Genomic DNA, 20,787 nt, shown 5'->3' with positions numbered 1-20,787 from the left:
AGCAAGCCCCTTCCTGCGCCTTCAGCAATGGGGTTTGCCCGCCAACGACCGCTCTGGTTTGAGGCTCGCGTAGACGACTGACCGCACGCCATGTGAAGAAAAACTTCAAATCCGTGCCCACATCTGGTACAAAGTCAGCCGCTCTGAGCGGGTGTCGTATAATGGCATTACTCCAGCTTCCCAAGCTGATAACGAGGGTTCGATTCCCTTCACCCGCTCCACTATTTTCAAGGCTTCCAGCCTGCCCCGCTTCACCTAGGTGTCTGTTAAGGTGTCTGTTAGCGGCTCTCAACACTCAACTGGCACCTCTGCATGGCTAACCTTTAGCCTGTGCAAGCTCAGCTCCAAGCTGCCACGAAGCATCGTCCACATGCAGCTTATAGATTGGGCAGCCTGCCCGTTCCAAAGCTATTTTTCCCAGTGGGTCGTCTAGGCTTGTGTTCTTAACCCCAAGATATATCTCGTGTATTGAAACCTGATGGCTGTACAGGTGCAGTCCTTTCGGTAGATTGTCATTCTGTTCTAGCGCCCGCAGCGGATCCGCTTGAAAATCGCAAGTTTCTTCAAAAAAACTGTCCGCGATTTTCACGATCCTAACCTCCTCTTCATATACCCAACTGGCGTGCTTGGTTAAAAAGAGCCGTCGCGCAATAGCTTGCTGTTCGTACACTGATAGCCCATCGGAACCAAACCCCCATTGATAGACCCTTTGAAGAGCCCCCATTGTTTCTGGTGTCATCTTAAATGGGGATTTTGTATGCGTGTAAATGACATCCCCAGTGTCAGCAGGAATCAAACTGTATTCCTGCGTATTTAAAAATCGCCCTTCAATGTCGTAGCCCACAACAATTCCCGAATGCTCCCGTCCGTAGTGAGCCCACATTAGAGGATTCAGTGGGCTGCGCGTGAGACTTAGAATCACCACCTGCTCCTTCAGCCTCTCTACCAAGCTTCTGAGTGTGTCGAGCTTCGCACCAGGACCATCACCGTTTGACAGGGCTGTGAGTTCGAACGGGTCATTGAAATGCTTAGGAGTTCTGAATCCTAAACGTCGACTCTGGATAGCTTTCAAGCCATTTTCCGCACTGTAGTATTTGTAAAGAATCATTTCCTTCCCCTTCTATTGCTAGGCCTCGCAACACCGACCACCAATGTCTCTCTAGGACCCACTGCGTCAATGAGATTAGCGCCAATGATGCCGATTAGCTACTATGAGACATGCTAACCGCAGCCGATGTACAAAATGGAGGTTAAAAATGAAAGCTGAGTGGAGCAACAAAAGTAAAAATTTCAACCCAACAATGTTCATAAAATTAATTCTTGAGTGCACATCCCTAAACTCAGAGGGAGCACTACAATATGAGGGCTTTAGATATTTCGAAAACAAAGGAATGCTTAGAAGCATGATACTTTTCACTGGAAACGAGGTTATCTCCCCCAAGACGGAAGAGGATATATTTGATTCCGGCCTTAATGATTTCGCCAAAATTCACCATTCAAACCATACAAACTTAAAGGAATCACTACTAGCCGCTATAAACAACAGACTCCACACTTATCTCAGCACCCCCAAAACTGCCTTCCTTGTAGCCACATCTATCTCGACAACCGGCTCTTTACCGATCAAACAATTCACAACCAACAACATACAGACTACTTTTTACCCAGACGGTCTTCCAAGAAAATTTAAGAGCCGACAACAGTACGATGAAAAGTGGAAATCAACCACACCCCACACCCCCGACGACTACTCCGGAGTAGTCGCCCAGACTCTGGCCCACAGCGCCGATGATGCTATACATGCCTCAATCGAAGAAATAGATTTTATACGTGGCATTCTCTCCTTTTTCGCAAATCCTAGAATGACACTTTCCCTATCAGGAAACGCGAATAGGGGCATCAATCGAATCCGCCTTGGTGGCTTGCACAGCGTTCATACGGCTCAAGGCGAGCTTGCTAGCGAGAATTATTGGTATGAGCCTGACTATGAGTCCCGCACACCTTTTACGTTCGACCAAAACAATTTGAAATCTATCGCATCCAACATCAGAAAAATCATTAGCCGGATTGAAGAACTTGATGGAGGAGAAAAGATAAAGGATGGAATCATCAGATATGTCAGAGCCCTCGACGAATCAAATAAGGACTACTTAATCATAAAGCTTTGGGGCGCACTCGAAGCAACCGTGGGACAGAATGACAATAGCGACATCATCATCAGACGCTGCACTTACTTATACAAAGATCAAGAATTAGTAAGACAAATACTTGAGGTTGCGAAAGTTTATAGAAACAGAAGCGTACATGGCAATTTCAGCTCTAGCATTGCCGACCAAATCGGCTATCAACTTCACAGCATTTTCCGCCATCTTATATTTTTTTACGTTGGAAGTAGATATTTAGCAAGCGTCCCGGAGGCCAACTCGTTTTTGGACTCCCCTCTAGCTACTGGAGACTTAGAGAGAAAAGTATTTTTATTAAAAAAAGCTATTCGATTTAGGTCCAGCTCTTAGTTCCACCTCCAGACGCATCAATTAACTACCCACAACTGATCCAGTTTGGTGGTATAGCTCCGACTCATCATCTCCCGCCGCATTCCCCAATCTGGATTGACTGGCACGCTCGCAGGCCGGAGTGTCCCCCTACCCCAGCGTCCGTTGATTTGGTCGAGTACCGCCATCAAGCTCGTAGCGTCACTTGGTTGAGAGATAGCAAAGAGATCCTCCGTGTATTCCCCAGGCTGGCAGATATTCATCAACAGCACCTCGGCCTTGCTGTACTTGAACCCTGGCCGAAAAACCCGGTCGAGCGCTTCCACCGCTGATTTGGTCAGCAGCCGCACATCATCAGTGGGGTACGGTAGGTCAATCAGCACGCCGTTGGCGTACTTCGCCTCTTCCGGGTTGAACATACCTGTGCGGATGCTCACGCGGATCTTCTTGCACAGCGACTTCTGCGCCCTGAGTTTTTCCGAAGCACGCATCATGTAGGTAGCCACCGCTTCCTTGATCGAGGCCAGCTCCGTAAGCCGCTTGCCAAACATCCGGCTACAGCAGATCTCCTGCTTCGGCGGGTCCGGCTCGTCCAGCTCCAGACACGGCGTGCCGGCCAGCTCCCGGGCGGTCTTCTCGATCACCACGCTGAACTTCTTGCGTAGCGTCCACGGGTCGGCCTTTGCCAGGTCCATCGCGGTCTTGATACCCATAGTGTCCAAGTGAAGTTTCATCTTGCGACCGACTCCCCAGACTTCGGAGACGTCGGTATTGCGCAGCACCCAGTCGCGCTTGAACGGGTCGCAGATATCGACCACCCCGCCCGTTTGCACCTGGAGCCGCTTGGCGGTGTGATTCGCCAGCTTCGCCAGGGTTTTGGTGTGAGCGATCCCTACCCCGACCGGGATGCCGGTGCAGCGCAGCACATGGCTGCGGATCTTGCGGCCGAGGGCATCCCGGCCGTCGATACCGGTGAGATCCGCGAATGCTTCGTCGATGCTGTAGACCTCGACGGCCGGCACCATCGATTCAATGAGGGTCATCACCCGCTCGCTCATGTCTCCATAGAGTGCGTAATTCGACGAGAACGGGACGATGCCGTGTTTCTGCAGCTTGTGCTTGATCTGGAAATACGGCTCGCCCATTTTCACGTAGGGCTTGGCGTCGTAGCTGCGGGCGATCACGCACCCGTCGTTGTTGCTCAGCACCACAATGGGCACGCGGGCCAAGTCCGGGCGGAACACTCTTTCGCAACTGGCGTAGAAGCTGTTGCAATCGATCAAGGCAAAAACGGGCTGGGCTTTAGACATGACTGCGCACGCTGCAGGTGATGACGCCCCAAATGATCAGCTCGTCGCCCTCGAGCACGTACCTCGGTGGGTACTTTGGGTTCTCCGACAGGAGAATTACCTCCTTCCCACGGATGCAGAGGCGCTTGCACACGGGTTCGTTGTTCAGCAAGGCCACGACGATGTGGCCATGCGCAGGTTCCATCGCACGATCCACAATGGCTAGGTCCCCTTCAAAGATCCCAGCGCCTTGCATGCTCTCCCCCGCGATGGATACCAGGTAGACATGCGGGGCGCGAATGTTCAGAACCTCATCCAATGAGATGTGCGCTTCGATGTGGTCCGCCGCCGGAGACGGAAAGCCCGCGGGCACTCGAAACGAACACAAGGGCAGCTTCAAGCCACCCTCGGCAATAGGGCCTAGAATTGAAAAGCTCATGACGCACGATCCAAAATACTGTACGAACATACAGTTAACTTTGTACAAGGTTCGCGGTCAATTTGTATAGGAAAAACCTGACAGGCGGGGCAGCTCATGTGCGGGAGATTCGTGCAGTACGAGGGGATGGCAGTGTTTATGGAGGAGCTAGGTCCTCAACTGCCATTGTTCGGCGGGTACGACGCGGAGCCGATCAGCCGGTACAACGTGGCTCCAACGACCCGCGTACAAATCCTGCACAGCACAGAGGCAGGTATCCACATCACGCCAGTGCGGTGGGGATGGGCGCCCTTTTGGGCGAAGGGGAAACGTCCGGACCCGATCAATGCAAGGATCGAGACCGTTACGACAGGGAAGTTTTTCAAACAGCTTTGGCCGGCCGGGCGCGCATTGGTGCCCAGCGAGGGCTGGTATGAGTGGGTCAAAGACCCAAATGATCCAAAGAAAAAACAACCCTATTTCATCCGGCTGAAGGATCAGAAGCCGATGTTCTTCGGGGCGCTCGCACAGGCCCGTCCAGGTCTAGACGAGCAAGACGGTGACGGTTTCGTAATCATTACCGCGTCATGCGACCAGGGCATGGTAGATATCCATGATCGCAGGCCGTTAGTGTTATCACCTGAACAAGCACGGGAATGGCTGGACCCGAACCTCAGCCCAGGGCAAGCAGAGGAAATTGCAAGAGACCGTTCCCGGCCTGAGGCCGATTTCGAATGGTATGCCGTGAGCAAAGAGGTGGGAAACGTCAAAAACCAGGGAGCACAGTTGTTGCTCCCCTGGAGTCCGGAAGAAAACTAAGCCTGACTACGTTGATCCAGAAGTCGGGCCGCCTCTGGGAATCCCACCCAGCGTGCGTTCTGGTCCAACCCTCGCCCAGCCAGCACCACGCCGGCCCAGTGATTCAGATCCACCTCCCCGCGTGCCACCGCCGCCAGCAGCTCGGAGGGGAAGATGTTCAAGTACTTGTCAGCGGTTTCGGTTTCCATGGTCTTGGTCCTTCGTTTGCGTGACCACAGTAACGCTCCAGCGTAATCACATAGCAAGCGGATCAGATCGAGCGCGACAACCATTAGAACAGCCCTCCCAACGCTGCCGGCTCCCAGTTCATGATTACCAATTCACCGCTGACCTCGGCCTTGCCCTGACGCTGGTTCGTGTTGCTGTAGCGAATGTCCAACGTCTCGAAGTGAAGGCCTTCAAACACACGACGGATGTCCGGGTGATCGTTGATGCTGACCATGACCTTGCCCTTGCAGCGGCGCATGAAATCAGCCATCCGCTCGTAATTCTCGAACGGGAAATCCACGCCATATCCAGCGGTCTGCCAGTACGGCGGGTCCATGTAGTGGAACGTATGAGCGCGGTCGTAGCGCTCAGCACAATCAAGCCAGGGGAGGTTTTCGACGTAGGTGCCGGACAGTCGCTGCCACGCGGCCGAGAGGTTCTCCTCGATCCGAAGCAGGTTGATGGCCGGGCCAGTGGTCGCGGTGCCAAACGTCTGCCCGGTGACCTTGCCGGCGAAGGCATGGTGCTGCAGGTAGAAGAACCGGGCGGCGCGCTGGATGTCGGTGAGGGTTTCGGGACGGGTCATTTTCTGCCACTCGAATACCTGGCGGGAGCTGAGCGCCCATTTGAATTGGCGCACGAACTCTTCCAGGTGGTTCTGCACGACGCGATAGAGCGTCACCAGGTCGCCGTTGATATCGTTCAGGACTTCAACAGGGGCGGCCTGGGGTCGCATGAAGTAAAGCGCGGCACCGCCAGCAAAGACTTCGACGTAGCATTCGTGAGGCGGAAAAAGCGGAATTAGGCGGTCGGCTAGGCGACGTTTGCCGCCCATCCAAGGGATGATGGGTGAAGACATAGAGCAAGACCTTTACTGTATGGATGAACAGGTGCTAGGCTCGCCGCGCTTCGTGCACGAGGTAGGAGCCTTGGCTGGACTTGCAGGGGTAATCTGCGGGAACGGCAGCTGACGCAAGTGTTGACGCACTTGAATCAGCTGCTCCTTTTATCTGAATATCTATTTCATCATTTTATAACGAGTGCCCTTTAACAATAGGTGAAAGAATGAACCCACAAACTTTACTGGCACTTTCAACACTCAACGATTTGAAAAGCGCAGCAGAAGACACTCTACTTAAACGACATAAAATCCCTGCTCTATTGCTGTATTATTCCTTCATCGACATTTGCGCAACACTAACAAATGAAAGCGGAGCAAAAATAGGCAACGGTGAGAGATTTAAAAAATACCTTACCCAATACTCACATCTCAAATGGGAAAATTACTCACCAGATGACTTGTGGTCCGCCCGCTGCTCTTTACTCCATGCTTATTCACCGCTAGGAGACCGTGCAAACAAACCAAACCCTCCCCAACCGATTTTCTATTACTCCTATCCAGAAAAAAAAGAGACTGTACGAGAAGCAATAATCGAACGCGGCTATCAAAAATTTCACCTAATGGATATCAAAGACATAAAGTACATTGCCATCCGATGTTTCAATGATTTCTGGAGAAGAGTAGAAATAGATGAAGCCTTCGAATTGACGGTTCGCAAAAATGCTACACACCTACTCAAAGACTTCAGTTATATGAAATTAGAGGATGAGCTATTGTTCTTGGACAAGCTGAAGGCTGATGATCCTACGGCCGAATGAATTCATCGAACCAGCAATTCACTGACATAACTTTGACAAGCAGCCAGAGCAATCAACCCCCGGTCGCCGGCATTGGTGATGCTGATAATTCGTTGAGCATGCGCCGGGTCAAGTCGGGCGCGTGTGGCTCCATGAACCACGCCGCCGGCGCTGGTGGCGGCTGACACCGCACAGCCGTTGGTGGTATCGGTGGCGTCGAGTAGGACTGACAGCCGGACATCAGCAGTAGCGAGGCGATCACGCAGGCGATCCTGATCACGTTGGGCATCGGTTAGGGCTCGATAGTGGGTTTGGTCTTTGGCGGCCAGCCGCTGTTCCAGGGCCAGGCGCTTGTCCTGCTCGGTACGCTGCAGCGCGACCGAGGCCAGGGTGATTTGGTTGAGGGTTTCGGTGTGGAGCCGGGCTTGTTTTTCCAGCTGCTGACCGTATCGCCAGCCTTGGACCGTCCAGGCGATGGCCGCCGAAGCGGCGACCAAAGCGCACAGTAGAAGCCCGGCGACCAGCACGCGGTATTGCAAGGGGATCAGGTCGACGAGACGCATAACACCGCCCTCGCCCGTTCCCACAGCTGTAGACGATCTGCCAAGCCGTTGACCCCGCCGTTGATTTTCCGGGTGATCATTTCGAACTCATCCCGATCAGCCAGCACGTTCAGCTCCCTGACCCACCAGAACCACGCAGCCGACTCGGCCGCCCATTGGGGCTGCTCGAGCAGTTCGGGCGTGCGCAACAGGCGCTCGTCGCCGAACAGCGCCAAGCTGCAGCGCAGGTAGTTGTTGCGCCCCGTCACCTGGATCAAGCCGCGACCGCGATAGCGCTGGCCATCGCCGTCGGGCTCGGGGGTGTTGCCGAGTTTCGAAGCCAGCGAACCGGTGTCGTATTTGCTGAGGTACTGATCGCCGCCCAGCTCCCGCACGTACTGCAGTTGGCCGGACTCATGCCCAACCTGGGCCAGGAATGCCGCCTGCCGCTTGGGCGTATCGATCTGTCGGTGTGCCATGGCGGCGTTCAGGGCCGATACAAAAACGCCCGCTTGGCGGCGGGCGTTGGGCATGATGCGCTGTAGTTGCTGCTCAGTGAGTGGCATGGGGGCTCCAAAAAAAATCCCGCTCGATGGCGGGTTGCGGTTGTGTTTGAGGGTGGTGCTGAGGGCGCTTAAAGCTGGACGACCTTGACCGGCTTGGCTTCCTTCTTCTTTTTCTTACCCTTGGCGCTGGCCTTGCCCTTCTTGCCGCCATTGCACTCGACGGTGGTGGTCCAGCCACTGGAGGTAAACAATTGCTCCACCGCCTCAGCCAGGTATTCACCATCAAGCCCGGGCTTGATTCCCTGGACGATGATGGACCGTTCGGCAAATACATCGGTACGCCCGGCCATTTCCAGGCGAACCCCGGCGCTGCTGCGATTGAACGCGGCCAGGCGCGCCTTGGCGGCCTGCTCGGCGGCTGACTTGTTAGGATAAATATGCCGATCGGTATGGACCGCTGGCAGGCCGTTCGGCAAGTCGTCGTTGTCCAGCTCGACCACCTTAAGCGCGCCGGATTTTTTGTCCTGGTGCTTGGTGCGTACGGCCTTTTGCGTATTGCGGTCGCCGAGACGGAATTGATAACGGCTCAGATCCGAGCGCTTCAAAACCACAGGGCTCAGGTTCTTGCCGCTGGCGGTCTGACCGCCTTGCCGAGGCATGACCAACAGCTTGCCGTCGGCCAGCTTGGCCGTGCAGTCATATTGTTTGGCAAGGCGGGTGATGAAGTTGTAATCCGACTCGTTGAGTTGGTCGACTCGAGGCACCTTGGTTTGCACCGGGCACACCGGCTGCCAACCATTGCGGGCTGCCACGTCGCGGACAATCTGCTGCAGGGGCACGTTTTCCCAAGACCCACTTCGCACGGTCTTGCCGCTGCCGCGCATGTCACTGGCTTTACCTCGAATCACCAACGTATCAGGCGGCCCCGACAACTCGATCTCGTCGACGGTGTAGCGCCCCAGACGGGTCAGGGCCTGGCCGGTATATCCCAGGTACACCTCGATACCCGCCCCACGCGAGGGCAGCGCAACTGCTTGATCACGATCATCGATCCGCAACTCAAAATCGTCCGACTCCATGCCGGGTTTGTCTGAGGTGCGCAGACTCAGTAGACGGTCATTAATCAGCGTGGTGATGTCCTTGCCGTCCGCGATGATGCGAAACGTAGGTTGCATGGTCGAACTCCAGAAATGTAAAAGCCCGCACTAGGCGGGCTCAGGTAATTAACGCTGGACGAGTACAGAAATGTTAGGGGATATCGATCAGGCTCAAGCGGTCTTCGTGGACATGCATGCAACTGCCGCAGACAGGACATGCGATAACATCCTGCTTAGGGTCGATATGCAAAGCCTTGGTGCAGGCAGGACAGTTGCCATGAGTCAACGTCTCGCGAAAACCAAAGGTCTTCCACAAAACAATGACCATCACTCCGAAGGCTAAAAACCAGCCTAATACTGGAATGAAAGCCAGAAGGACCGCACCAATGGTCCCAAAAAGGATCCAGTTAATACGGTGATTAAGTTCGCGCCACCAGGTCCGTTTTACCTTCCTTAGTTCCGTGTATCGCTCCATATGTCTTCCCTCGACAGTAAAAGTGGGGCAATGGTATCGGCCCACTCGACATCAGGCAATATGCCATCAATCCCACAACTGAACGTCCTCCAGCGTCTGCGCCGGCAGATCCGGCAGCACGATGATCACCCCAACGCGAAACGGTTGAGGCTCATCGGCCAGTCCTTGATTGGCAGCAAGCACAGCCTCCACCGTGCCATTCAGATGGCCGTAATAGTGATGACAGACGGTGTCCAGCAGATCCCCGTCAGACGTTCTGCAGGTCGTCGCCATAGCTTACAAACTCCAGTGAAAAGGACTGCTTACGCGGAATGCCACCCGCGAGCAGGTTGCTTTGATCTTCCTCGATGTTGAGCAGGCACCAGGTGCCGAGCACTTCGCCGTAGCCGGTTGTCAGGTTCACCGGCTGCAGACGCCGTCCGATTGAACGCAAGGTATCCATCTGCTTGAGCCCACCTTTGAAGCCCGGAAAAATCGCACCCTTGAGGCTGATCTTGTCCTCTCCCTGGCCGACCGCCTGCTGGGCGATGCTGCGTGTCAGACGTTCCTGGCCTGCCCAACGAAACGACGTTTGCCGACGTAGCTCCTCGAATGCCGCCGTATCCAGGTTGAAGTAGTACGTCTGCGCGTTCGGCTCCAGGGGCTGCATGATCAGCAGATGCGGGAACGGCTTCACCGCCTCGGCAGCTGGTGTCAGCTGTGGAGCAAATGAACCCGTGGGCATGATGTTGCTCAGCGATGGGCTCACCTGGCCGGCGATGCGATTAATCGCTGCACCCGCCTTGCCGGCCTGCTCCTTGAGCGAACCCAGCCGCTCTTGGACTTGGCCGGCTGCGGCGACGGCTTGGTTGTACTTCGCCGCCACCTGGCCCACGGTGGACTGCGCCGCGTTGATGGCCCGCATGGTCCGTTGCACCTTGGCGCCGATGGCCGGCCCAATGAAGGGCACCCCCTCCAGCTCCGAGGCTGCGCCCGTCATGTCGCTGATTGCACCATTGAGTGGGCCCAGCATGCCGTCGAGACTGGTACGGCCAGCCTCCCCCGCTGCAAGCAGTGATTTGAACACCGATTGCAGTTGCTCCATGTAGGCCATGGCACCTCCTTAAACGTGAGGGGAATCGAACAACTGACTCGACGCTTGGCGGGCGGCCACGTCCCGGGAGAATGACTCCATCAACTGTCGCAGATGCGGCTCCAGATCCCGGGCCAACTGCGCCGGGTCTTTTACATCGCCTTGCACGGTGATGGACACTTGCGGCGAAAAGCTGAAAGCCTGCTCAACCTTGGGTGGCACCGACGGAGTTGGCTCAGCTGGTTTGGCAACTTCGGGAGGCTTGGCCTCCTCGGCCTTACCATCACTGCCAAACCAGGACTTACCCAAGAAGCCGCCGATACTTTCGCCACCCAGGCCGCCCAAAGCGGCACCAATTAAGCCCCCGATTGCAGTACCGATGACCGGCACCACTGAACCAATAGCGGCACCTGCTGCGCCGCCGGCCAGTGCGCCCGCCAAACCACCAGCGGCACCGCCATAACCCTCGGCTTTTTCGTCTTGGGTCGTGGCGTTGAGCGCGGTATCCAAGACCCCCACCCCTGCATCAAGTACGTTACCGCCGGGGATACGTTTGGTGGCTCGGGTGACGCCCCTGATCGACTGAACCGCACGGCCGAGCGAGCCACCGGATGCTGCCTCCGCCGCAGCAGCCATAGGCGCAGCAGCCAACAGCCCCACCTTTGGCATGACAGACATAGCGGCAGGGGGTGACACGGCCGGAGGATTGGGCACCCGGGCGGTTAATCGCCGACGCGGGGTGGTCCCAATACCGGTACGCCGACCTCGTCGGCCACGCTGACGCCTGCCGGAACCGCCGCCAGGATCTGCACCTGGACCAGAACCAGCCCGGCCTATTGCATCAGCGTTGACGACAAACACACGTTGCGGCTCATTGCTGCTCCCTGCTGCAGGATCGTTGCCGGCCCCCATCAACTTACCGAGGACTCCCAGCCCCTTATCCACCGTCTTGATATCGGTTTTAGGAGCCTTGGCGACGGCGTCACCCAGGGCGCCCGCGCCTCGTTCCATCGCCCGGCCGCGACTGATGTTGTACAGACCCTTGCCGATCTTGACCGCGCTGGCGGCGGTCTTGAGTGCCAGTAGGCCGGCGGTGATGCCAGCGATCCCAAGCACCACCGGTTGCGAGCCATCCGAAAGCTTGGTCAGCCCACGCACAATTGAAGTCAGGCCCTGGGCGACCGCGTCGGTCGCCGGGCGGATGGCGTCCCCCACGCTGCGCATGCCATCGCTAACCGCCTGGCCCAGCTCGTCCCACATCTGTTTCGACGTTTCGCGCCGCTCGGCCAGGTTCTTATCGAGGATCCCGCCAGAGGACTGCGAATCCTTTTTCAACTGCTCGTACAGCGACTTGTTTTGCGAGTAGGCCGTAAGCGCCGCCTTGACCTGCATGTCTGCGAACAGGTCACCGGTACGCAGGGATTTCTCCAGCGCATCGAGCGCCGCCTTGGCCTTCTCCGGATCCGTCTCCTTGCTGATCTTGGCCTGGGCCTCGGCCATCTTCGCGGCCTTCGCCGGGTCGGTGGCCTGGATGTAATTCATCGCCAGGGCGAAGCTGGATTCCAGGGTCGACATACCCTTCTGAATACCAGTGTTCAGGGAGCCTTGATAGTCAATGCCGGCGTCCTTGTACGCCTTGACCACGTCGCCCGAACCGATTTTCTCCATCCAGTTTTTCAGGTTGTTGGCCGCTTCGTCCGAGCCGCCGGCCGTTTTCATCTGGACTTGGAGCATCGCACCCAAGGAACTGACCGCTTCCATGCCGGTGCTGCCGTTCTTCTCCATGCTCGCCAGCAACTGAGGAAACCACCGAGCCATGTCGCTGGCCTCGAAGCTCCCCGCCTGCCCTTGGTAGGCGATGGCCTCCAGGGCCTGCTGCATCACCTTGGGGTCGTTGATCTTGGCGTTCTGCTGCAGCGCCATGATCATGCTGGCCGTGTCGACGCCGGATGCGCCCTGGCCGATGGCAAACTTCGCGGCCGTCGGTGCGTAGGCCATGGCCTGCTTAAGGTCCATACCTGCACCGACAAGCTGATTCACCAGGTCCGCCACGTCGTTACGGGCCATACCCGTATCGCGGGAGGTCTGGATCACCGTCTGGCTAAGCTGTGTTTCTTGCGGCTTGTTGACCACATCCGCCTTGATCGCGATGTCACGGATGATCGCCTGATAATCCGCGCTGACCTTGGTCGGAATCGCCGCCAGGCCTGTGGCTACAACACCCTGACCAATGCTCGACGTGAGTCCTTTCTTGCCGGCATCGAGCTGCTGGTGTCCCTTGAGCTGCAGATCGGCGGCTTTGGCTGCGCGGCCGAGGCGCTGGTACTCCTGCCCCAGCCTGCCTACCTCCACGCCCTGCTTGCGCAGGGCATCAAGGTTGCCGTTGAGTTTGCGCAACAGGCCATCGGCCGAAGCAGCGCCGCTATCGTGCGCCCGCTTCCATTCATCGCGCAGGCGGATGGTTTCGCCAATGGTGCTCTTGAGCACCTTGGCCTTGTTGCCTTTGTCCTCCAGCTTTTTGATGTGGCCTTCGACCGTGCGGAAGGCAGACGCCATCGTCGAACTGACGGCGCCGCCAATCACCAGCGATAACGCCAGTTTGCTAGCCATCGTCTACCCCTTGTTTCAGTCTGAGAGCCACCAGACCATGTCGGAGAACGGCATGGCGAGAATTTCAGCGGCGGAAAAATTCAGCTCGGTGGCTAGACGCTTAGCCAGTTGCTTCTGCACCTTGGGGTTGAAGTTCATCTTCTCGCACCAGGCGAAAATAGCCGGCCTGTATGCGGTTGAAGTCCTTCAGCGTCAAGCCATCCAGATCCTTGGTACCGACTTCGGCCAGGGAGGCGAACAAGTTCAGATCTTGTTGTTCCTCATCATTGGGCGCTGTTTGGCGGGCAATGCGAAGGTCACGCACGGTCGGTGTCCGGAGGCTCAGCGTATCGACACGCACGCCGTTGGCTTCAGATGGCACAGTCAGTTTCACGGTGACGCGGTCAGCGGCCAGGGTCATCCAGCTTGGGATTGCGGTGCTGCTCATAGAGGTGTGTCCTTAAACAGAGGAACCGCCGCCCGGGCGACTCGCCAGGCGGGGTATCAAGAAGAGTTAGAGGCCCAATGCGGAACGCTGGGCGGCCAGTTGATCAACGCCGTTGATGACACGGCGCATGCCGATGGGGTCGATCTCGTAGACGGTTCGGCCGTCCACTTCGAGCTTGTAGTACGTCAGCCCCACGGAGTGCTTGATCTCGGCCTTGTCGCCCGGCTTCCAGTCGCCCATGTCGACCTCTTTCAAGGTGCCACGCAGGGTGACGATGACCGGCGTGACTTTACCTTTGAGTCCCTTGTAAGCCCCCCGGAACGTACCGTTAAACGCCGTGCCGTCGGCCAAACCGAAGAACTTCAACGACTCACGGCGTACGCCCGTGGTGGTGAAACTCGCTTCCTGTTTTTCCATACCCATGTCCAGCTCGACCGGCGCGTCCATGCCGCCGCCGCGATGCTCTTCCATCTTGAGCGTGAGCTTGGGGAGCGTCAGGCTCGGCACATCGCCCTGGAAGCTGACGCCGTCGGCGAACAAGTTCAGGTTCGCCAGGGTTTCGGGAATCATTGCCATTGGGGTCGCTCCTTAAGCGGCGGTGTCGAGGACTTCGGTCAGCCATTGGTTGGTGACCTCTACGCGGAAGTTGGGGTTTTCTGCCGGCGGAACGTCGGTGAAGCGGATGTTCCAATACACCTTGCCCTGCTCCAGCTGGCTGGCCGTGTTCAGTTCCGGGTCGGCATACACCTCGAAGTTGATGATTGCGCCTTGGGCTTTCAGGTCGCGCATGAACGCCTGCAGACCTTCGGTCACATCCTTGATGTATGTCGCTGTGATGGAGCGGTCCACCGCCCATTTGTGGCCGTAGAGGATCGCGTCCATGACGATGTCCATCGTCCGTACGCGAGTGACAAACGCCCACTTCGGATCGCTCGACAGCGTGCGGTTGCCCCACAGGCGGAAACCGTCATCACGGATGATCGTGGTGATGTTGGCGTTGTTGAGCAGGTTGGCCCGGCAAGTTTCGTCACCGTCCAGAAACTCGATGGGCCGCGTGGTACCGGTGATGCCGACAAACTCCTTGTTCGAAGGCGAAGCCCAGAAGCCGTATTCGCTGTCGGTCCAAGCAAACAAGCCCGCCACCCAGGCCGAGCCCGGCGCGTCGACCGTGGCGTCCGCCGTGGTGTCCCAATACTGCACGCCTGGATCAACCAGGTACGCCCGCTTGGCGCCGAAGTTCTCGGCGTAGGCCATCACCGCCTCATCGGTGGTGTTTGGGCCGTCGAGGATGGCGAGCCCTCGCAACTTGTCGGCCACTGCCACCAGGGCGGTACCGACAGCCTGTGTCGCGCTGTGCTTGGGAGTCACCAACAGCCGCGGCTGCGCGTTGAACCGGCTCTTGCCGTCCAGCAGCGCTTGCAGACCGGTGCGCTTACCGTTGGCTTGTACGCCACCGATGATGGCCGAGGTCTGTTCCGCAGGATCATCCAGCTTGGCCACACCGCAGGCCACGATCACCGCTTTGGCTCGGGTGTAGATAGCTTGGCAGGCTTTGGTCATTGCCGAGTCAGGCCCGAAGGCTGCCACTGCTTCGCGCTCATTGGTGATCATCACCAGGTCATTGGGCTGCGCGCTGTAGGCCGGCGCCGGCACGAAGGTATCAACTAGCCCAATGATCGAGGACGACGGCAAGGCAATGACACGAGCGCCGGTATCGACGTTCGTGGTGGTCACGCCGTGAAAGAAACTCATAAATTTCTCCAGATACGAAAAGGCCCCGCCATGCGGGGCCTGAGTGGTGAAGCGGAAAAGAAAACGCCCCGTCAGTGCGGGGCGTTTAGGTGATTTGCGTAGCCAGCCAATCCGGCGCCGGCGGCCGATGCTCGGCCAAAGGAAACTCGCCATTCTCTGGCCAATTGCGCAGCGCCCGGCGGTAGCTCTGCAACTCGGCGTACTGATCTAGGGTTAACGTTGTGGCGGCACCTTCCTCAAGTTCGTCCCGATGCCGCGAAACCATTTGGTCAGTGGCCAACAGCTCGCCGTCACGCCATTTGCGCTCCTGCTCCGCAAGCTGCTCCACCGTCGGCGCGGGCGGATCGGTCAGCACCGGATAACCGTCAGCATCGGCAGCAATGACCTTGCCCACTGCCTGGCCATCGAGCAACGCCTGATACTGTTCAACCTCGATCAACTTGGCCCCCTTCGGGATCAAGCAATCCGGGTTATCCACCTGCACCATGGGCGGCTCGTCCGATTCATCTTCGCCAGGACTCCACTCGGGATCTTGAACCAGAATTTTGCGCGGTCCGTGGAAACTCTCGTCGTAGAACGCTCGCGGATTGTCGTGGAAAAAAAGCGCCATTCCTACCTCCCTAATTAGTAACCAATCGCACGCCAATACACCGAAGCGGACGCAATGTTTGCCCGGCCGACAAATCCGTTCAGGTTGGAGTTATTGTCAAGCCACGCGGAGACAGCGCTGGCAACCGGCGCTATCGGCGTCATCTCAACCGACAGAACGCCTCCCGAGAAGGTGATTGGGAATAGCACCGAAACAGGCGCGCCAACCGTCGCCGAACTCGTCCAAATTCCCCACTGCTCAATCACCCCGCCACTGGTTCGCTTGTAGCCTTGGACCGCCCGGGACTGCGCATGACTACCCACCCCGACCACCAGCCAGAGTCCAGCGTATTTGGTAATAGAGATTTCGTCGCAATACTCCAGAACGAAACTGGTGGCAGTGCCAGAGATGTTGAACGCACCGATAAAACAGTCACCTGCAGGCGAGTTGAACGTGACGCGCCCTACCCCTAGGTTCACAAAACGGATAGAGGCGCCGTCCCCTATCGTAGAGAGCGCCGGCATGCTCAAGGTGATATTTGAGTTCGAAGAGGTCACATACTCACATCCAAAATCTGCCGTTGTCAGCGAGCGACTTGCAGTGATGGACGTCGAGGATCGTTTATTACCGATAGCCCGCTGTACAAACTCAGTCGTCGCATACAGCTTTGAGTTGTCAAATTGAGCGGGAGTTGAGCCAAACACCTGCGAATACTGCAACTGTGCCGAACCCGCAGCCCACCAACTGCCCGAGCTGTTGCTGGAAAGCTCAAGCGTGGCACCTGGCCGCACGGCAATCGTCGTAATCGGCGCAACACTGCCGGCATAAATATTGTCAGCCCCAGCACAGGCCACGGTAACCACGCCACCGCTGACATTGCGAAAGTGAATTGCCCCGCCCTGGCCGACCGTATTGGCCGCCGGCAGCGTCACCGTAAACGTGCCACTGGTCGATACCAGTGTGCCAATTGCCGCAGTCGTTAACACCGTGCTCGACACCAGAAAGGTGAAGCCCCGATAGCTTCCTAGCGCTCGCTGCACAAACTCGGCCGTTGCCAGCGACTTGTCACTTTCGAATTGAGGCGGTGTCACCCAGTTTGAACCGGTCATGATGGCGGCGTATTTGAGCGAGACAGAGCCACCCATCAAGTGCCATAACGAACCGATGCGAACGAATACAGCGGTATCGCCCTGTGCCAAGGAAATGTTCCCCGGTGCGCCGACAGCGCCAATGGTGTCACCAGCCGCCGCCGTGGCGGTCACCGTGCCCTGCACGCAGAAGATCGTTACGGTACAGCCCGGCGTAAGCCCGGCACCGGTGGGCAGCGTCGCTGTTAGTGGGGCACCGGGGCTTCCGAAAGCCGCCACGCGCCCGACATCAGCGAGCGTCAACGCTGTCGAAACGGCATAGTTGACGTACCCGCCGTATTCCACACCAGCGCGTTTGACAAACTCGGTGGTCGCCAACGCCTTGCTGACGTCGAACTGCGCCTGCGTCACCCAATTCGCACCAGACATTACACCTGAATATTTGAGTGCGGCTGTACCGCCAATCAGACGCCACAAGTTACCAATGCGGACAAACTCGGCGCTGTCGCCCTGAGCCAGGGAGATGTTGCCGATATAGTTGACGGCATCGACGACTTCTCCGGCGCCTGCAGTGACCGTGAGCGTCCCCATACCGCACAGAATGCTGACGGTGGCACCGCGCGGGATGACCCCTCCACCGACGGGCAGGGTTGCCACGGCGGCGCCCGCAGTTGAAAAGGCCGCCACCTTGCCCACATCCGCCAGGGTCAACACCGTCGAGGCGGAATAGTTAGTGTAATCCCCGTACTCGACCCCGACGCGCTTCAAGAACGCGGAATTTACCAGTAACTGCGAACTGTCGAACTGACCCGGCATGTTCGCCGTGGGACTGACCAGGGCGGGCGAGTTGATCGGGGCAAACCCTTGGGTCACGTTCTGGAATGCCAGCGCCGTGGTGCCCAGGATAATCTGGCCGTCCGTGACCAACTGCCAACGCGTGTCAGCCAGCGTATCGCCCTGCTCGACTGACACGATCAGCGCTGAAGTGACTTCAGCACCGCTGTCAGCATCAGGCGCCCGCTTCCAGGCCGGCGTCGAAGCGATCCAAATACCGTTATCTTTGGCTTGGGTCTGATTTTTGACCAGTACCCGATCACCATCCAGCAGCGTCACGCCGTCGATGGTCTGAAGCCCGGACAGTGCAATGTTGGCCGTGGTCGCCAGTCGAACCGACTGCTTGTTGTCGAGCTTGAACAACTCTTCCTGAATCTTCGTGTCGACATATTCGCGGGTTGCCAGTACCACGGATGGGTCAATCTTCAATTGAACGTTCGAAGTGCCGTTGGTGATGATGTGCATCCGCACTACCTGATTACGGCCAGAGTTCTGAGCGAGCAGCGGCTTGTAACTAGGCGCCACATTGGAGACGGCACTGAAAACACCGTCCTTGTCTTCCAGGGCTAGCTCGCGAATCCACCAACCGCCCACGTCCGGCGGCAGCACTAATTCAGCGATCAGAACATTGGCGTCCTTTTCTGATACGCGGAGTTGATTGAGCTGGGCCCGATAAACCTGATTGATGAGCCTGGTTTGCGACGGGCTCGGCACCGGATCGGTGCCGTTCGCATCCCCGATCAGCATGTACCTTGGCTCCCAGGGAATGCCCAGGGCATCGCAGTTGGTTTTTTTGTTGGCACCTAATGTGGTCAGCATGCCGCCAAAAATGGTGTTCTTATCAACCATAGGGGTAGGTATCCAATTCATCGATTATGTAATGGCTGACGCCGCTGTAATCCTGCACCTGTACGTCGATGTCGGGATTGCTCCAGGGATAAACATCGATCTCATCGCCGTCATAAACGGCGAACCCGACAAAGGCGGCGAGGTGTGCTTCCAGGACGATGTCCAAGCCAGACAAATGGCGGCTGACTGGCCGGGCGTCATCAATCAGCCATGTCAGTTCCTTGTAGGTTTCTTCGCTGATGCCTTCATCGGAAACACCAATCTTCAAGGCGAATGTCCCCGGCACGCCCTTCGGCTCGGTCTGGAACCACTCGACGACCTCGATCAGATAGCCGAACGGCTCCACCACCCGGCGCAGAGCCCCGATGGTTCCTTTATAGGCATGGACGTAAAACGAAGAGCGGATCACCGAGCGCTTGACCTCTTCGGGCCACGCCTCGTCCCAGCGGTCCACGGACCAAGCCCAAGCCAGTTGGTAAAGCAGGTGCGCCGGGCAGGTGTCCGGGTTGTATAGGGTTCTGAGCGGTATCTCTGTTATTTCGTCGATAGCCGACTCAATGGCCCGCTCAAGCTGGGTGCTGTTGAGGGGAAGCAAACTTTTCATTTACCACCCCGCTTTATGGTGAACCCCGTGCACCACGCTGCCTGGGCCTTGGTTGGACGGATGTCCACCCAACCAGGGATTTCGACTCGGGCTACGCCGCTGACGTGAATCTGTGCATCAATCGCCGAACGGGCCACCTCAACGCCCAAGCGTCGCCGTGGGTTGATCCAAGCCTGCAATCGCGCATGACACTCGGCCAGCGCTGCCTCGTTTTCCGGGCCATTACCGGCCATGTACACCACGGCATCGATTCGATAGGGCAAGATTTCAGCGCCCTGCACCGTCAGCCGATCAGCGACAGGTCGCCGATCTTCGTCGTTGAGGTGAGTGTCCACTTCGGCCAACAACGCGGGGCTGGCCGTACCATCGCCCTCCAGGGACAGTACCGTCACGACCACCTCGGCCGGCGCCGGGCTTTCGGCCGTGGCGTCTGCCACCAGGCCCGAGGCGTTGCGAGCATGCAGGATGTAGCTGTTCCGTGGCCCGGCAGTGGTCAGCCCTTCGTACCTCAGTTGAATACGCTCGCGCAGTGCGTCGTAGCTTTCCAGCACCGCCGCCACTGGCGGCACGGCGGTCAAGTCCTCAGCCTGAATGACCAGGCGCTCAAGGTTCACGTTGGCAGCCAACTGCACCAGGTCAGCACCAGTGGCGTGAGCCAGAAACAGTGCCTTGGCCGCGTCGTTAACCCTCGCCCGATTCTGCATGCGTCGATAGGCGCCCAGCTCCAGCAGCTTGGTCACCGGATCGCTTTCAAGGAAAGCGGTCCAGTTATCGCCCATGTACTCGCGGAACGTTGCAAGCTCGCCCTGATACAACTCTTCAAAATCCAGACTCTCCAGCACCTGTGGCGCCGGCAACGCCGAAAGGTCGATAGTGCTCATGCGTTCACCTCCAGCACCACGCCATCGCCAATGTAAGAGCCCGTCAGTTGCAAGGTGATTTGTCCATCCACCACCGCAATGACCCGAACACGCTCCAGCTTCAAACGGGGTTCCCAACGACCGAGGGCACGAGCGACTTCAGCCTGCACCGCGCTTTTCCAACCTTCGTTAACTGGCAGGTCGACATAGCGACGCATTTGGCTGCCGTACTCCGGCCGCATGCGGCGGCTGCCGACAGGCGTGCTCAGAATGTCCTCAATGGACTGCCGCAAATGCGCCTGGCCGGACAGCGGCTGCCCCGTGCGACGGTCCACTCCGATCATGTAATTACTCCGTCAGCTGTTGCATATCCGGGTGCGCTTTGAGGAAGGCGTACTGATCATCGCCGCACGCAGTGACCTTACCGGTGATAACCGGTATGGGCTGGCCGTCGGGCATGATCAGCGTGCGTGAGGTGTACCGGGTGTCGCGAAACACTCGTGCCGGTCCGATGGGGGCCGGCGACTCGGTTTGGACGGGCTCAGGCACCGTCGCATCGGCAGTTGTCCGCTCGATCTCCGTTCGCGTTTTGCTCATATGGGTTGCTCCAGAAATGCGA

24 protein-coding genes and 1 tRNA gene are annotated in these 20,787 nt (G+C 57.6%); 4 read left to right on the top strand and 21 right to left on the bottom strand.

Annotation, left to right across the window (positions count from 1 at the left end):
• Positions 1-147: 147 nt before the first annotated feature.
• Positions 148-221, top strand: a tRNA-Gly gene (locus AC515T_RS07070).
• A gap of 95 nt (positions 222-316) precedes the next feature.
• Here AC515T_RS07070 and AC515T_RS07065 read toward each other — a convergent pair.
• Positions 317-1,108 carry a DUF2971 domain-containing protein gene (locus AC515T_RS07065; protein ID WP_496531937.1) on the bottom strand — a complete coding sequence of 264 codons (792 nt, stop codon included), beginning with the start codon at positions 1,106-1,108 and terminating at the stop codon, positions 317-319.
• Positions 1,109-1,256: 148 nt separating this feature from the next.
• Between AC515T_RS07065 and AC515T_RS07060 the strand changes: the two genes are divergently transcribed.
• Positions 1,257-2,513, top strand: coding sequence for a hypothetical protein (locus tag AC515T_RS07060; RefSeq protein WP_496531936.1), 1,257 nt, complete (start codon positions 1,257-1,259; stop codon positions 2,511-2,513).
• A 17-nt stretch (positions 2,514-2,530) separates the two neighbouring features.
• On the opposite strand, the gene umuC is transcribed toward AC515T_RS07060, so the two are convergent.
• Together umuC and AC515T_RS07050 are read right to left on the bottom strand one after the other, a co-directional pair.
• The gene (gene umuC / locus AC515T_RS07055) at positions 2,531-3,802 is read right to left on the bottom strand and encodes a translesion error-prone DNA polymerase V subunit UmuC (RefSeq protein WP_496531935.1); all 1,272 of its coding nucleotides are present in this window, start codon (positions 3,800-3,802) and stop codon (positions 2,531-2,533) included.
• Positions 3,795-4,220: a LexA family protein gene (locus AC515T_RS07050; RefSeq protein WP_496531934.1), complete on the bottom strand. Its 426-nt coding sequence runs from the start codon at positions 4,218-4,220 to the stop codon at positions 3,795-3,797. The genes umuC and AC515T_RS07050 overlap by 8 nt, the downstream gene beginning before the upstream one ends.
• A 96-nt stretch (positions 4,221-4,316) precedes the next feature.
• On the opposite strand from AC515T_RS07050, the gene AC515T_RS07045 reads away from it, so the two are divergent.
• Positions 4,317-5,018 (top strand): SOS response-associated peptidase family protein, encoded by a 702-nt coding sequence (locus tag AC515T_RS07045; RefSeq protein WP_496531933.1) that lies wholly within the window; start codon positions 4,317-4,319, stop codon positions 5,016-5,018.
• On the opposite strand, the gene AC515T_RS07040 is transcribed toward AC515T_RS07045, so the two are convergent.
• A complete protein-coding gene (locus AC515T_RS07040; protein ID WP_411386991.1) occupies positions 5,015-5,206 on the bottom strand; it encodes a hypothetical protein in 192 nt (63 codons plus the stop codon). The two genes, AC515T_RS07045 and AC515T_RS07040, sit on opposite strands and share 4 nt — an antisense overlap.
• Positions 5,207-5,289: 83 nt before the next feature.
• Positions 5,290-6,084 (bottom strand): DNA adenine methylase, encoded by a 795-nt coding sequence (locus AC515T_RS07035; RefSeq protein WP_496531932.1) that lies wholly within the window; start codon positions 6,082-6,084, stop codon positions 5,290-5,292.
• 206 nt (positions 6,085-6,290) lie between these two features.
• Between AC515T_RS07035 and AC515T_RS07030 the strand changes: the two genes are divergently transcribed.
• On the top strand, positions 6,291-6,884 hold the full coding sequence (locus AC515T_RS07030; RefSeq protein ID WP_496531931.1) for a hypothetical protein: 594 nt from the start codon (positions 6,291-6,293) through the stop codon (positions 6,882-6,884).
• A 2-nt stretch (positions 6,885-6,886) separates the two neighbouring features.
• On the opposite strand, the gene AC515T_RS07025 is transcribed toward AC515T_RS07030, so the two are convergent.
• The 16 genes from AC515T_RS07025 to AC515T_RS06950 form a co-directional block, all read right to left on the bottom strand.
• Complete coding sequence (locus AC515T_RS07025) at positions 6,887-7,426, bottom strand: lysis system i-spanin subunit Rz (RefSeq protein ID WP_496531930.1); 540 nt, start codon at positions 7,424-7,426, stop codon at positions 6,887-6,889.
• Positions 7,408-7,971, bottom strand: a complete 564-nt coding sequence (locus tag AC515T_RS07020; RefSeq protein WP_496531929.1) for a glycoside hydrolase family 19 protein — start codon at positions 7,969-7,971, stop codon at positions 7,408-7,410. The genes AC515T_RS07025 and AC515T_RS07020 overlap by 19 nt, the downstream gene beginning before the upstream one ends.
• A 68-nt stretch (positions 7,972-8,039) precedes the next feature.
• Complete coding sequence (locus tag AC515T_RS07015; RefSeq protein WP_496531928.1) at positions 8,040-9,086, bottom strand: phage late control D family protein; 1,047 nt, start codon at positions 9,084-9,086, stop codon at positions 8,040-8,042.
• Between the two features lie 73 nt (positions 9,087-9,159).
• Positions 9,160-9,483, bottom strand: a complete 324-nt coding sequence (locus AC515T_RS07010; protein WP_043041978.1) for a hypothetical protein — start codon at positions 9,481-9,483, stop codon at positions 9,160-9,162.
• Between the two features lie 66 nt (positions 9,484-9,549).
• Positions 9,550-9,756 (bottom strand): tail protein X, encoded by a 207-nt coding sequence (locus AC515T_RS07005; protein WP_496531927.1) that lies wholly within the window; start codon positions 9,754-9,756, stop codon positions 9,550-9,552.
• Entirely contained in the window at positions 9,731-10,576 is an 846-nt protein-coding gene (locus AC515T_RS07000; RefSeq protein ID WP_496531926.1) for a phage tail protein, read from the bottom strand. Before AC515T_RS07000 ends, AC515T_RS07005 begins: the two co-directional genes overlap by 26 nt.
• A gap of 9 nt (positions 10,577-10,585) precedes the next feature.
• A complete protein-coding gene (locus AC515T_RS06995) occupies positions 10,586-13,165 on the bottom strand; it encodes a phage tail tape measure protein (RefSeq protein ID WP_496531925.1) in 2,580 nt (859 codons plus the stop codon).
• A gap of 100 nt (positions 13,166-13,265) precedes the next feature.
• Positions 13,266-13,592, bottom strand: coding sequence for a phage tail assembly protein (locus AC515T_RS06990; protein WP_014339635.1), 327 nt, complete (start codon positions 13,590-13,592; stop codon positions 13,266-13,268).
• Positions 13,593-13,658: 66 nt separating this feature from the next.
• Complete coding sequence (locus tag AC515T_RS06985) at positions 13,659-14,168, bottom strand: phage major tail tube protein (RefSeq protein WP_014339636.1); 510 nt, start codon at positions 14,166-14,168, stop codon at positions 13,659-13,661.
• Between the two features lie 12 nt (positions 14,169-14,180).
• Positions 14,181-15,344 carry a phage tail sheath subtilisin-like domain-containing protein gene (locus AC515T_RS06980; protein WP_496531924.1) on the bottom strand — a complete coding sequence of 388 codons (1,164 nt, stop codon included), beginning with the start codon at positions 15,342-15,344 and terminating at the stop codon, positions 14,181-14,183.
• An 85-nt stretch (positions 15,345-15,429) separates the two neighbouring features.
• The gene (locus AC515T_RS06975) at positions 15,430-15,954 is read right to left on the bottom strand and encodes a phage tail assembly chaperone (RefSeq protein ID WP_496531923.1); all 525 of its coding nucleotides are present in this window, start codon (positions 15,952-15,954) and stop codon (positions 15,430-15,432) included.
• A gap of 14 nt (positions 15,955-15,968) precedes the next feature.
• A complete protein-coding gene (locus tag AC515T_RS06970; RefSeq protein WP_496531922.1) occupies positions 15,969-18,704 on the bottom strand; it encodes a phage tail protein in 2,736 nt (911 codons plus the stop codon).
• Entirely contained in the window at positions 18,697-19,308 is a 612-nt protein-coding gene (locus AC515T_RS06965; RefSeq protein ID WP_496531921.1) for a phage tail protein I, read from the bottom strand. Before AC515T_RS06965 ends, AC515T_RS06970 begins: the two co-directional genes overlap by 8 nt.
• Positions 19,305-20,189, bottom strand: coding sequence for a baseplate assembly protein (locus tag AC515T_RS06960; protein ID WP_496531920.1), 885 nt, complete (start codon positions 20,187-20,189; stop codon positions 19,305-19,307). Before AC515T_RS06960 ends, AC515T_RS06965 begins: the two co-directional genes overlap by 4 nt.
• Positions 20,186-20,512, bottom strand: a complete 327-nt coding sequence (locus AC515T_RS06955) for a GPW/gp25 family protein (RefSeq protein ID WP_069971005.1) — start codon at positions 20,510-20,512, stop codon at positions 20,186-20,188. The genes AC515T_RS06960 and AC515T_RS06955 overlap by 4 nt, the downstream gene beginning before the upstream one ends.
• Before the next feature lie 4 nt (positions 20,513-20,516).
• Entirely contained in the window at positions 20,517-20,765 is a 249-nt protein-coding gene (locus tag AC515T_RS06950) for a hypothetical protein (RefSeq protein WP_460104737.1), read from the bottom strand.
• Positions 20,766-20,787 lie beyond the last annotated feature (22 nt).

Source organism: Pseudomonas sp. FSO-7, from assembly GCF_059579345.1.
This window is presented reverse-complemented; position numbering and strand designations above follow the sequence as displayed.